General features: G+C 56.2%; 11 protein-coding genes. 4 read left to right on the top strand and 7 right to left on the bottom strand.

What is annotated here, in order from left to right:
- Positions 1-317 precede the first annotated feature (317 nt).
- The 4 genes from ABIB95_RS00055 (at position 318) to ABIB95_RS00040 (ending at position 6,021) form a co-directional block, all read left to right on the top strand.
- On the top strand, positions 318-983 hold the full coding sequence (locus tag ABIB95_RS00055) for a transglutaminase-like cysteine peptidase (protein WP_354237451.1): 666 nt from the start codon (positions 318-320) through the stop codon (positions 981-983).
- Between the two features lie 322 nt (positions 984-1,305).
- Positions 1,306-2,790 carry an undecaprenyl-phosphate glucose phosphotransferase gene (locus ABIB95_RS00050; RefSeq protein WP_354237450.1) on the top strand — a complete coding sequence of 495 codons (1,485 nt, stop codon included), beginning with the start codon at positions 1,306-1,308 and terminating at the stop codon, positions 2,788-2,790.
- A 152-nt stretch (positions 2,791-2,942) separates the two neighbouring features.
- Positions 2,943-3,944: a glycosyltransferase family 2 protein gene (locus ABIB95_RS00045; protein WP_354237449.1), complete on the top strand. Its 1,002-nt coding sequence runs from the start codon at positions 2,943-2,945 to the stop codon at positions 3,942-3,944.
- A gap of 523 nt (positions 3,945-4,467) precedes the next feature.
- Complete coding sequence (locus ABIB95_RS00040) at positions 4,468-6,021, top strand: polysaccharide biosynthesis protein (RefSeq protein WP_354237448.1); 1,554 nt, start codon at positions 4,468-4,470, stop codon at positions 6,019-6,021.
- Between the two features lie 80 nt (positions 6,022-6,101).
- On the opposite strand, the gene ABIB95_RS00035 is transcribed toward ABIB95_RS00040, so the two are convergent.
- The 7 genes from ABIB95_RS00035 to ABIB95_RS00005 all read right to left on the bottom strand — a co-directional run.
- On the bottom strand, positions 6,102-7,436 hold the full coding sequence (locus ABIB95_RS00035) for a cellulase family glycosylhydrolase (RefSeq protein ID WP_354113042.1): 1,335 nt from the start codon (positions 7,434-7,436) through the stop codon (positions 6,102-6,104).
- Between the two features lie 216 nt (positions 7,437-7,652).
- On the bottom strand, positions 7,653-8,969 hold the full coding sequence (locus ABIB95_RS00030; protein WP_354237447.1) for an O-antigen ligase family protein: 1,317 nt from the start codon (positions 8,967-8,969) through the stop codon (positions 7,653-7,655).
- 898 nt (positions 8,970-9,867) lie between these two features.
- Positions 9,868-10,164 (bottom strand): hypothetical protein, encoded by a 297-nt coding sequence (locus ABIB95_RS00025; protein WP_354237446.1) that lies wholly within the window; start codon positions 10,162-10,164, stop codon positions 9,868-9,870.
- Positions 10,161-10,352 carry a hypothetical protein gene (locus tag ABIB95_RS00020; protein ID WP_354113039.1) on the bottom strand — a complete coding sequence of 64 codons (192 nt, stop codon included), beginning with the start codon at positions 10,350-10,352 and terminating at the stop codon, positions 10,161-10,163. Before ABIB95_RS00020 ends, ABIB95_RS00025 begins: the two co-directional genes overlap by 4 nt.
- Positions 10,353-10,490: 138 nt before the next feature.
- The gene (locus ABIB95_RS00015) at positions 10,491-10,763 is read right to left on the bottom strand and encodes a hypothetical protein (RefSeq protein ID WP_354237445.1); all 273 of its coding nucleotides are present in this window, start codon (positions 10,761-10,763) and stop codon (positions 10,491-10,493) included.
- A gap of 275 nt (positions 10,764-11,038) precedes the next feature.
- A complete protein-coding gene (locus tag ABIB95_RS00010) occupies positions 11,039-12,343 on the bottom strand; it encodes an ABC transporter ATP-binding protein (RefSeq protein WP_354237444.1) in 1,305 nt (434 codons plus the stop codon).
- 27 nt (positions 12,344-12,370) lie between these two features.
- Positions 12,371-13,468, bottom strand: a 1,098-nt coding sequence (locus tag ABIB95_RS00005; RefSeq protein ID WP_354237443.1) for an ABC transporter permease subunit, incomplete at its 5' end; no start/stop codon positions are given.

Below are 13,468 nucleotides of genomic sequence, written 5' to 3'. Positions count from 1 at the left end.
CCAGCGGCGCCGCCTCAAATTAAATGCTGCCGGTATTTAAGGAAGGGTGCCGCTGGAAACTGCGGCAGCTTGAAGTGTTCAGCCTCGGTCAAGCACCTTTCGCCAGCCGCGCGCTGCACAAGGCATCTTCCTCTCGGTGTCGGCTCGCTGCATGCGGAGCGACATTCGCCGTAGCCATCGCAAGCGCGGGTGTAGCAGGCGAGGCGGTTGGTTAATAAAGTTCGCGACAGTTGAGTAAAAAGCTTCGACAAAGTAGGGCCAATTCTCAAATTGCCCATGCGCATGATGCTCTCGGTAATGCGGGGGAGCAATTCGACATGCGTGAGATTCCAAAAATTACCGCGGTGATGATTGCGCTGCTATCCGCCGCAATCTCCGATGGAGCAAATGCGGGAATTTCCAATATGTCGCGCGGCTTGCGGGCGCAATTGGAACGAATTCAGCTCAGCGTGCCGGCGTTGGCGCCGATGGCTCATGTGAGGTTCTGCATGGATTACCCTGCAGAATGCACAGTTCGAAGACTGATCTTTCGCGGCGGGCCCGTTAAGCTGACTTCGTCGCGATGGTCCGATGTCGTCCAAGTCAACAACACTGTAAATGGCACGATTGTGCCAACGGCCAACCGCGGCGGCCTTGCAACTGAAACCTGGATCGTTGGCCCCCGAACTGGCGACTGTAACGACTATGCGGTGACTAAGCGGCATGAGCTACTGGCGCGAGGTTGGCCGGCGCGCGCCTTGCTTTTGAGCGAGGTGATTACTTCCTCAGGCGAGCATCACCTTGTTCTGGTGGTGCGGACGGCGTCGGCAGACCTCGTTCTCGATAACCTAACCGCCGAAATCCGAGTTTGGTCGAAGACGCCTTATCGGTTCGCCCGCATGCAAACACCAGGAAATGCTAGGCTTTGGGCTACCATCGTGTCGTGGAGCTCAAGACCTGAGCGGACGGCAAGTCTCGAGGCCGCTAAGGTTGGCCTCGATTAATATCTCCATCTGGTGCCATGGCCGCAAGTCTCAGCGCGGAATTGATGCCCGGCTCCTTGGAACGCGGAAGTCCACCATTCCGCAGTCGCAATCGAATGCGGCAAGCCGCGCTGGCTCAGTTGTCGCAATTACAACCCTAACGGAGAAGCGGCGCCAAAATCCATTTGAGGTAGAAGTCGACGTAAAGGGCGCGCTGCGGCATGTCGCGTTCAAAATTAAATCAGAATTAATCGAAAGTTAATTTAACAGTCAATCAAAAATATGCTCAAAGCACGCTTGTTTAACGGGCGAATTTTCGAACCACATATTTTTGAGTGATTTCATGCCAAACAGTAGCGGCGAGTTGGCGTCGAGCGAGGCGATCCTCTCTCGTGACAGCGTCGGCTCGGCAAGGAAGGAGTCACGGCTCCGATTTCCTCACGCAATGGCTGGGTACTTTTGCGCCGGGGTCGATTTTCTCGTCATTATCGTGTCGAGCATTCTAGGTTGCTCTATCTATCAAGCGTTTTCAGGCCTGGTTGTTAGTAATTTTGATGCCTTTGCGCTGTCGGGAAGCGTCGCCGCGATCCTTTACTTGTGGATGGCGCACGCGGCGGGATTCTACCAATTCGGCTCCATTGTCTCGTCACATGCCGTTTACCGGAAAATCATCAATCGTTGGCTTGTCGTTGGTCTTTTACTGGCCCTGCTGGCTTTCCTGCTCAAGGTTGGCGCGATCTTTTCGCGTGGTTCGATTGTCACTTTTGTCGCTCTGACAGCCACGTTATTGCTGGTCGCGCGGTGGGCCGTCACGCGCGCCATTAAAGTTGTCGTTTCCGAAGGACTGCTGGCTGGTCGTCGAGCCGTCCTCGTTGGATCGCGGGATGAGTTGGCGGCGTTGGACGGCGAGCAGTTATTGGGAGATTTCGGCCTGAGCGAAATCGACCGCTTAACTCTTCCAAGCCCAAGCCTGTCGACCATGCAGCTGACCCGCAGCGAACTGAGCGTGCTCAATCTAGCTATGGATAGCGCAAGGCAAGAAGGGGCCGAAGCGATCGTATTGGCAGTTTCCTGGAGTGAGTCGCGGAGGCTGGAACTCATACGCGAAAGCATGCGGGCTTCGCCACTTCCAGTTCAATTGCTACCGGATCGGATTGTTCGGGGTCTGACGCGGAATCTCACATTTGCTTGGCAGCCAAATTTTGCGATCGAAATCAAGCGCGGTCCGCTCTCCCGCGTCGAGCATCTTTTGAAACGTGTGTTTGACGTCGTTGGTGCCTTGGTGCTCCTCCTTCTACTCTGGCCGCCGATTCTCATTGCCGCGATTGCAATCAAGTTGGATTCCGCGGGACCGGTCCTGTTCCGTCAGCGACGAAACGGCTTCAACGCCAAGCAGTTCAGGATTCTAAAATTCCGTACTATGACCGTAACCGAAGACGCTGACAAGGTTGTCCAAGCGACGCGCTTCGATCGGAGAGTAACACGAGTAGGTCGTCACTTGCGCCGCTTGAGCGTCGATGAGCTTCCGCAACTCTTTAACGTCCTGAAGGGTGATATGTCGCTGGTTGGTCCGCGACCGCATGCATTGGTGCATGACATCCAGTATGGGGAAATAATGTCGGACTACGCATTTCGCCATCACGTCAAGCCGGGCATCACTGGCTGGGCCCAAGTGAACGGATTCCGGGGCGAGACACGTCAAGTCGAACAAATGCAGCGCCGGGTGGAGCTCGATCTCTGGTATATCAACAACTGGAGCCTGTTGTTGGATCTGAAGATCCTGTTGAGGACGTGCATTGAGGTTGCGAGCGCGCGAAACGCCTATTAAGCATCCCGACGCTCCGGGACTCGCCATTTCGTAATCAAACGTTAAATTGGCGGCACACCGCAACCGCGTTCGACGCAGTCTGTGGCTTCTTGCATTTTGAAAGCCGCGAACGCTTCGTAGTTCTCCGATACGCTGAATCAGGTGAGTTTCTCGTGACCCGCGTCAGTATTATTATTAAAGCCTACAATGAGGAAGTGCATATCGCTTCGGCAATCGAGAGCGCCTTGGCGGCGCTTCCGAGCCCGGAAGGCGAGGTGGTGCTCGTAGATAGCGCTTCTGTAGACAAGACGCTTGAGTGCGCCCTCCCTTATCCAATCTCGATTTTCAGGATCGCGAACGCCAGTGAGCGATGTTGTGGAGCAGGTCCGCAGATCGGTTATGCACACGCCAAAGGCGACTTTCTCTGTCTCATGGATGGAGATATGGTTCTGGACAAGGAGTTTATAAAGACTGCTCTAGCCTTCCTCAACGACCATCCCGACGTGGCTGGGGTAGGGGGCAGGATCGACGAAATGTCGACGGAGAATATCGAATTCAAGAACCGCGCACGGAATCTTTCTCACTTGAATCCATTAGGTGAGGTTGATCGCCTTGCAGGCGGGGGGCTCTATCGACGGAGCGCGATCGATGAACTCGGCTACTTAACGGATCGAAATCTACACGGGTACGAGGAGTTCGACCTTGGAGCGCGACTTCGGTCTAGCGGTTGGAAACTTGTGCGGTTGAATGTCCCGGCCGCCAAGCACTTTGGTCATACTAGTAGCACATATCGCTTGCTCTTTCACCGTGTGAAGATGGGATACATTTTCGCACCAGGCGAAATGCTGCGTGCATCGATCAACGCTGGCTACTTCGCGCGTGTGATACGATCGCTTCGCGAATTTAAGCTCTGGGTCGCTGTGCTTGGATACTGGTCTGCCTTCGCGTTGCTTGCTTTGTTCACGTCCTACGGAGCAGCGTTTGCCGCCTTGGCTCTTCTTGGAGTTGCCGCCATCATCGTGGCCCTAACAGTTTGGAAAAAATCCTTTTCGAATGGAACCTATATGGTTATTGGCTGGCATGTTTTCACGATAGGCATGCTCTTCGGGCTCTTCAGGCCTAGAATCTCTCCCCTCAAGCCGCTCACGGTCGAAACGCTACGGTTGTCGCGATAATGAGGGAAAAAATGTTCCTTGTTAATTTGCGAAGGGAGCTGCGGAGAAATAGATCGATCCGAGTAAAGGTGTTTATTGCCGGCTTTCGTCTGACTAATTTTTTCTTTGAGTTTGACAAGACGCGTGTCCTCTACGCTCTGTCCAACTGTATTTACAAAACGGTTTGCTTCTTCTTCAAGATCGATATCTTGGCGCGAACACGGATTGGTTGGGGCTTGCGGATATTTCATCCCTTTTGCATATGCATTCACCCTGACGTTCGGATCGGCGACGATTGCATTTTGCGGCACGGAGTGACGTTGGGAAACAAGGGCGAGAGCTCAAGTGCGGTCCCTTCAGTGGGAAACGGCGTCGAGTTTGGTTGCTATGCAGTGGTTTTCGGCGGAGTAAGCATTCCAGATGGAGCCAGAGTGCGCGCTCTGTCGCTCACGACGGAGAGTGAAAGGTCGAAGGTGGCGATCGACGTGAACGTTCGCGATGCCTGTGACCTCGATCGGGAGTCTCTGTGCGGATTCGACAGGCCGTGAATACCGAAGGACCACATAAGCACATCAATATTCATCGCGCGTTCCAGATCCACTACGCGTTCAAGTTCATCAATCTGTTCCTGGGATTCTTCTTTCAGATCCTTGTGGTGAAAACGCTACCGCCGAGCGGCTACGCGACCTATGCGATCTTCCTTGCAATCCTTTTGACGATGGAGCGGCTACTTTCGTTCGGCATTGATCGTACGTTGCTGCGTTATGTTCCATCGCTTACAGCGGATGGTGACTATCAAGGCCTCGCGGCTCTGTTGAAGAGGGTGGCTCTCGTAAGGGGGGGATCTATCCTGGTGGCGCTGGGTGCAATTGGTCTGCTCGCGACGTTCGCGCGAGACACGTTGCTGATGGGCGAAGGGATACTTACGATCTGCGCGTTCGCTGTTTGGTATGCGGGCTATGCGGTGACGACCGATTTGGAGATGTTGGCGCAAAGCTGGATCGTGCACGCGACGACCGCGATATCGGGAACGATCGATGTCCTTTTGCGAAGCGCGTGCGTACTCCTTCTTGCACTTTCCGGTCATGAAATCAGCGGTGCTACAGTGATCGCAATATCGGCTGTGACGACGTTTGTTGCGGTGATCATCATACTCTTAAAATTGATCCGGCTCAGGCCGCATATCTCAAGTCTTCTGATCGCGACCAACGAGCAGCGACTGCCCCGCCTGAGCGCGAAGGATGCTCCGCTTTTCGCCGCATCAATCTACGCGTCCAACATTGGCTGGTTGATTACCAGTCCCTCGGTTGTCAGGATATTTGCCAAAGGCGGGCTCGATATTGTTACGTTTTCCGCATTTTCGTTTGTGCAAGGGCTTTGCGTTTCGATTCAAAGGGCGTTTCCCGGTCTGATGATCCTCCCAAGTCTGGAGCCCTTGTTCGCCAGGTTCACGATGGCGCCTGCGCGAGTGTTTTCCTCGCTTTCGCTGGTGTTCAAGCTTGAGTTGGTCTGCTTTTTGGCTTTCTCAATTCTTACTGGCCTCGCGGGACGAGAGATCATCGCGCTTGTATCACGGCCGGAGTATGCTCCGTACTACTACTTGCTCCCGTTGGTCATGTTGATCCTCTTGTTTCAGACCATTTACCGGATATGCGAGATTGTTACGAGCGTTCAGCTTAAGCACACCGTCTTCCTGGCGCTCTGGCCGGTATCGCTGCTGGGGGGCGCAGCTCTCTACTTGACTGCAGATCGTTGGGGCCTTCTCGCAGTCCTGTTCATTCCGCTCACAGAAAGTGCAATCCGTATCGGAATCATCATGCTTGCCCATCGACGCGTCGAGACATGGCGGGCAATAGACCCCGTTCGCTCGCTCCAGGTCGGAACAGCGGCAGGCGGCTCCGTTCTATTTGCTTTGCTTGCTCGCTACGCCCGACCAGACTTCGGAAACCTAACCTTGGCCGTGCTGGCTACAGGTCTCTTCTTTTTGACGGTGTTTGTTGTACGCCCACTGCGTAAGGATGAGGTCACGAGTCTCAGTCTGACCATGCCGTCGTCCCTGCAGTCCCTGAGTCGCGCGATCACGCGTTGGGCCCGATAGGGATAGGTGGGCTCGCCCTCAGGCGCCGTTTGATCGAGTCATGGCTTCGGTCGCTTAAAGTGAAAGTGCTCTTCGAGAACCTACCTTCCGGGCAGCCTCAGGGCCTCCAGCATATCCGCCTCAAATGCGAACGGAGGAGCTGCAGAGGAGATCGCAAAACAATCGCCTTGCATCTGATGGATAGTGATCAGTCCTATACCGCTTGCAAATGAGTTGTCCCGTATCGCCCGGACGAAATTGAAGGCGCTTTTCGAGGGAGCCTTTCCGACGCAACCAGCTTGGTCGCGATTTACGCCAAACTCCGTATTCATGATTTGCTTGCGTGACAAGTGATGAAGGTCGGCCCAGGTGTTTACGACATTCATTCGCTTCAGCAACAACTCCGCATTGCCAAAGGTTGTCCTGTACTTTTCGAAGCTGTAGCTGTGAACCGTTCGATACAGAAAGTCGTAGATTAGTTGCGATTTTGCCGAGTGGGTCAGATTTGGATCTGCCGCCACGTTTCTTCGAAAGGTATTTTCTGCGGCGAGCTTACCATCTCTGTCCATTGCAGCAGGAAACTCAAGGCCGCCGACATGAGAGAAGAATCCAGCATACCCTTGATGCGTGAAGGTGGCGGACTCGTAAGGGTGGATCGCATAGCCGGTATTCGCGTCAAAGCGGTCGGGTCTTAAATTGACAACACCCGCTGACGAGTCCCCGCTGACCGATCCGTCGAGCTCCGCGAAGCCGGTTCCGGCCACGATCAATGTGTGAGTTGGCAGGATCAGGCGGATCTGCTTCCAGTAGAATTCGATTTGCTCGTTCCAGGGGCGCTGACCGTTGAATGAAGTGGGTGACGGGGGTTCGTTGAAAAGCTCGATAGCAACCAGAGCTGGCGGAAAGCGCGCCCCGATGGAAATGGCAAGCTTGCTGACGACGTGGATCAAGCGCTGAAACTTTTCCCCGGTCTCGCCATCCAGCAGATCGACATCCGCGAAGCCGGAGACCGGGTGAGCTCCTCGAGGGAAGGGATGAATATCCACTATGACCCTCAGTCCACTGTCTACTCTCCGGGAAATGCCGATCATTATCTGCGCAACTAATGCATCAAGTAAGTTTTCGGAGCGAGCCGACATCAACGCGCCAACGTCTATCACCATTCTGAGGCAGTCAAAGCCAGACGAGTTGATCAAAGCGAGCCGCGATTTTGGCATGACTGCTTGGTCGGAGCCGCCGTTTCGAAAGGGATCCTCGTCGTAAGCAGCCGATCCTGGGGGGCCGATCGACAAGCCGTATCCGAACGGCTGAAATGTGTTTAAGCAGACCAGGGTCTTGTGGTTATCGGAGAAGGCAGGGCCATCGCTCAGTTGCGGTTTCTGCATTGACGCGTGAGAGGGAAGGCCCGAGCAGCAGATGGCAAGAGCTGTGGCCATCGCCATCGTCCGTAGTTCTCGAAAGTGACAAGCGTTCAACGGAATGCCCAATCTTAGGTTATCGACGACTCCGTGGATGTCTGACCTCCCTCCGCTTTGATATCTTGCGGCCAGCGGAGAACATTTCGGCGTAGACAAATTTGATTTCTAACGGCCGCTGGACAATCTCGGCGGACCTTCCGGGCGTTAGGAGTTGATTGGAGCCGGCGCGGTCGGCTAGGCGCGGTTGGAGCTAACTCCCAATCGTCGTTTAGGCTCTCGCCTGTACTGGCGCTTGGGCAGTCCGGGGGGACTGTTGAGCGATCTAGAACGCGCGCCCAAGCGTCTCAATGCGGAAAGCTCGGAGCTCGCGGTCACCATCGCCATCGCCGGCAAGACCGCATACCAGCTATTTGGCGCTAGAAACGCCGACTCTACAACGTTGGCCCCAATCATATAAATGAAAATCGCCAACGGAAACGCGTTGATGTGCGACTTCTCTTCATCCCCAGATATCAGAAGTCGCGCCGCAATCCAAAATTGCCAGGCGAGCAGGACCAAGCATAATGCGAGACCAACATACCCGAACGAAATTAGTATCTCCATAAAGCCATTATGCGCGTTGAGGAACTGACCGTATCCTATTCCTTCGATCTGAGGTGATATTATCTTGGTAAAACCTGCTGCGAGACCGTAGCCAAGGAGCGGGCGCTGGTCGGCTAGCCCAATCAGGTAGCCCCACAGCGGAACGCGGCCCGTCAAATCGGGCTCCTTTCCAAGAGCATTAAGTGTGAGCGTTGCAAGATCGCCGCCGAATAATGCGATCATCAGAAGCGCAAGCGTCAGGAACGGCAATGCGGCTATTCGTATTTGAAATGAGCATCGACCCACGAGCATCAGCGTGGCCAGCAGGACGGGCATGAAACCCGCTACGGCGTAGGCGGCACCGGAGTTGGCTCCGTACAGGCACACCAGACTGATAGTGATGATGGCAACGCGAACTGCATAACTTGTGAAGGCAACGCGACCATAAAAGAGCACGAGTACGAACGACAGCGCGGCCAGCTGCCCCAAGGCGGTCCGATGGCCAATCACCCCGCGCCAGGAACCCGCGTGGACCGCCTCAAAAGGAAAAACATCTGTGGCCTGATGGACACCCTGATAAGGAAAAACAAAGACCCAGACAAAGCTTGCAACGATAATAGAGGACAGCGTCCAGAGGAATAAACGCAGCGAGCCCACCGTTCCAAACTTTGAGCAAATGGCAATTCCAAAAAGTACGGTCCCGGACAGGGCAACGCTCTTTCGCAGAGTCAACAGCGGGTCTGGCGACCACAACATTGATAGGAAGCCCAGCAGAGGGAGGATAAATACAGGCCAGCTATGACGAACGGTTGTCCAGAAATTGGACGAGATCAGGAGAAGAATCGCAACCAAATAGCACAAGCTCAGCACGATTTGGCTGCGAAGGGAGCCATCTGCACCGAGGTCCATCGGACGGCCAGTGTCGATGCCGGCAATCTGCAGCGCAAATCCGCCGATCATCGCGATCATGCAAATTCCGGAAATGATCGTGACCGGCAACGGAACCGAGGGCGGTCCCGAATTTTCTGTAGGTCGCTGAAGCTTGAGCCGATAGAAGTTGCGTTTTTGAAAAACCGAATTCCGTTGCATGATCCAACTGGTCTTGCGCGACGAACGCTGAGAGGTCGTCAGGACGCGAATGTCTCAGTGGGCGACAAATCGTAAACGACGAGGATTCCCCGAATATTGCTACAGCACATTTTAAATACCAGGGAAATAAATAATTAAGTATTTGCGAAACAAGCTTAAAATGGCCGAGTTGCCGCGGTCGGTCTTTTGTCCCGCCGTCACCCTCGAACCGTTTTAGGCGGTCTACTCGTGGCAATCTCTGGGAGATGGTTCGCCACCGCAAGCGTGACGTAGGCAGCCTCAGCTGGCGGCCTCAGTTGAGTTTCCTGCGAAGCTTTCGAGCGCTGGCGGGCCTAGCACTCCCGGCGCTCTAATCCGCAATTGGATCGGCAGCCGGGAGCATTGGGGCTGGAATTGCCATGGCGTGCCATGTTGGCCCTCCAAGTGACAATGCGTAGAAAACCGGAGTCCGGTAGTTGTCCGGACTCCATTTTCGGAACGGGGTGTTCTACTGAAGGAACACCGGCGCGATTTGAGCACCAAGTTTTTTCGTTATTCCGGGAATGCCGCAGTGGGGGCTGGAACCACGCTGCGGCTTTTCCGATTTCGCGAGGGTTCGAGCTGCCACCTGGCGGCCGGTGGCACAGACTGCATGCCAAGGAAGAAAGCCCCAGCTACGCTAAGGTGATGCGTGAGGAATGGGCGTTTCGGTTTTTCATTTGCTTGGTCGGGCTTTTCCCCGTCGTTCTAGTGGCAATCTTGTTGTTCAAGCTTTGAGGCCGCCAACTGAGACGGCCTCTTATTGATCCCTCGTCAGCTTTCGCCGGCCCCAATGAGGCTCTTTGCCCTTCGGGCTAAGCTCCGGGACATAGTGGCGGTTCAATGCCCGCATGACCCCGATGCGGGCAAACATCGTCGGGCCGCCACCTTCCGCCACCACGATCAAGGCTTCCATCGCCGCTTGCCACTCCGGTACGGCGTGCTCTTTCTTCGGCAGCGTGGCGATGTACTCGCCGGCGTCGAGCAGCGTCACCAGTACGTGATTGCCGATCGTGACCGGATCCTTGAAACGCCGACCCCAGCCTCGTTCGGTCATTCCTTCCGCTTCAGATCATGTCCCGCGGCACCAATGGCGCGTTCAACCTCATCGGCCAGGATTGTCAGATGCTCGGCCAGCTTGGTGAACAGTTCTCGCTTCCTGGGCTCAGTTGCCAGATCACGAATCAAGGCGCACTCGGCAGCATCCGTGCGCAGCTTTTCCAACTGAGGCTGCATGTCTTTCATGGTGATCGGTTCCGTTCCCGATCTGGAACTATAACGCTTTGTGCAAAAGCAGACAGATTTGATTGCCGTTTTTTCCTATGCTCATGGCCACCTGGCGACCCCATTACCGCCAAGGTACCTTCAAACGGCCCCGGCAATTTAGTCTTTTGCTGGGGCCGCTTTTGCGCTGGTGCCGATCAGCCGGACATAGGTCCCGCTCTCATGCAGCTCGAGCCAGCCGCATTCAACTGCATACTTGATGCCGGCCCCAAACTCCGAGCCACTGGCTTTTAGCGTGTAAAGGAAGGGCGCGTTTATCTTCTCAATGTGGATGCGGCCGTCCTCGACCGCTTCAATAGACGTCGCGAGTTCTACCAGCTTGCGAGTCGCGACTTCCGGGTTGGCGAAGGATCGTTCGGTGGCGGGTTTCATCGGTACCCCATAGCTGGCACTGTCGGCGTATTCCAATCGAAGTCTGGTCGGACATCGGCGCCTCTTCTGCCGCAAGCCTGACAGACGAATTTCGACTCAATATCCGATAGCCGCACATCGTCAGACCATCGATCCGCGCTTGAGGCGCTCGAGACTCTCCGGATGCTGTTGCGGCAGCTTGGCGGCAAGGCCCGCCTTTCCGTTGATCGAGATGCGCCCAGCGGCGCTTTGCTGGCTTCGAACACCCGCGCGCCGAGATCGACCCCAGCAGCTTATTAGCCCGGATTTTCAAGGCTAAAAGTCTCGGACTGCTCGTTATAGGCGAACAGCTCGGCATAACGGCCCCAGGACACCACCGTCTTGAGCGTTTCGTCCGCATAATCCTCGGACATATAGTCTTCGAGCTCGTTGCGGAACCGCGCCACGGGCGCAGTGTGCGAGGGACGTTCGTCGAGCACGCGGCGGATCAATCCCATCACCGGAACGTATGCGACGAGATGTTCGGCGAACAACCTTTTGCGTGCGTCGGTCTCGAGATGAGCGAAACGCTTGCCTGCTTCCGTCAGCATCAAGTCCCCTTCGCTGAGTTGGGCCAACCGCAGAAGCTGAAGAGATTCGCCGAGATGCAGGATTTCGTCTGTTTCGAGCTGGAGCTGGCTTGCGAGCACGGGCAGGTCGGCGTGTCCGTGATAGGGCGGTCCCGCCAGCGTCTCGATCAGGCCGGACAGCACGTTGGATGAGACGTGATGCAGAGTCATGCCGATACCGGTCCCGGAAATGCCTTCGATCGAAGATGCCTTCGGCTCGGCGCGCTGGGTCATGCGGGCATAGATGCTGTCGACAAGCTGGCGGAAATGCGGATCAAGCCGGTTGCGTGGATGAGGCAGGTCGACTTTGATCTCGGCGGCGACACGCCCTGGATTGGATGAAAATATCAGGATGCGATCGCACATCAGGACTGCCTCCTCGATATTGTGCGTCACCATCAGGATCGACTTGATGGGTAGTCGACCCTCGATCCAGAGATCGATCAGATCGGTCCGCAGCGTCTCGGCGGTGAGGACGTCGAGTGCCGAAAAGGGTTCGTCCATCAACAACAAGTCGGGGTGCACAACAAGAGCGCGAGCAAAGCCCACGCGTTGGCGCATGCCTCCCGACAGTTCTTTCGGGAAGGCCGACTCGAAGCCGTCGAGGCCGATCAGGTCGATCGCCGCCAGAGCACGCTTGCGGCGTTCGGCGGCATCGGCGCCTAGCGCTTCCAGTCCAAGCTCGACATTTTGCAGAACCGTCAGCCAGGGAAACAGTGCGAATGATTGAAACACCATGGCAACGCCGTTCGGTGGACCAATGATGGTTTGGTCGCGGCACGTTGCCTCGCCTGACGAAGGGCTGACCAGTCCGGCGATGATCCGTAGAAGTGTCGATTTGCCGGACCCGGAGCGGCCGAGCAGTCCAACAATCTCTCCTGGCCGGATCGTTAGGTCGACGTTCTCAAGCACCAGCAATTCATCGCCGCTACCCTTTGGAAAGGAGCGGCAGACGCAGCGGATATCGATCAATGTGGCAGTTTGGTCGAGCATCATAGGCTCTCCTCTACTCAAGTCTCGTTAGCCAAGGCGCAGACGCCGCTCGCCGAACGCGTAGAGCGGCCGCCAGATCAGTCGATTGAACAACGTCACCAGAATACACATCGTGGCAATTCCGAGCACGACGCGCGGGAAATCGCCGGCTTCCGTTGCGGAAGCAATATAGGCGCCGAGCCCGGTGGCCTTCAGATGCGTGTCGCCCCAGCTTGCGACCTCCGCGACGATCGACGCATTCCAGGAGCCGCCGGACGCCGTGATCGCGCCGGTGATGTAATAAGGAAAGACGCCGGGCAGTATCACCTTGAACCACCATCGCCATCCCCGGAGATGGAAGCTGCCGGCGGCTTCGCGCAGATCGGTCGGAAAGGCGCTCGCGCCCGCGATCACGTTGAACAGGATGTACCACTGCGTGCCCAGGATCATCAGCGGGCTCAGCCAGATGTCTGGATTGAGCTTGAAGCTGACAATGGCGACGACAAAGACGGGGAAGGCGAGATTGGCCGGGAAGGCCGCGAGAAACTGGGCCAGCGGCTGGATTCGTTCGGCGAGCTTCGGGCGTAGCCCGATCCACACGCCAACCGGCACCCAGATCAGCGTGGCGAGGCTGATCAGGATGGCGACGCGCAACAACGTGATGAGCCCGTCCCTGATGACGACGAGAACGTCGGACATTCCGAGACTGGCCGAGAGATAGCGATAGGTCAGCCAGGCGGCATAGGCCGTGCCGGCGAGGATCAATGCGATCCAGACCGCATCGACGAGGCGTGACGTCTGGTCTTTACCTGGTGCCGCGGGCGGCAGCTTCGGCAGCGGTATGCGCAAGTTCGAGATCGCGCGGTTCAGCGCCGCGAAAGGAAGGGTCAGCGCACGCAGCGCCCGGGTCCGGCGGAACAGGTCGAGCATCCAGGAGGCCGGCGCCTCGCCTGAGGCGGTCTGCTCGAAGCGGAATTTGTCGGCCCAAGCGACGATGGGGCGGAACAGCAGCTGATCATAGGCGATGATCACGAGCAGCATCGCCAGCATGGCGTAGAGGATCGCCGGCAAATCCTGCTGCTGAATTGCCATCGCGACATAGGAGCCGATGCCCGGCAGCGTCACCGTGGTGTTGCCGACCGTGAT

This window comes from Bradyrhizobium sp. LA2.1 (assembly GCF_040547725.1).
Classification (GTDB): Bacteria; Pseudomonadota; Alphaproteobacteria; order Rhizobiales; family Xanthobacteraceae; genus Bradyrhizobium; species Bradyrhizobium barranii.
This window is presented reverse-complemented; position numbering and strand designations above follow the sequence as displayed.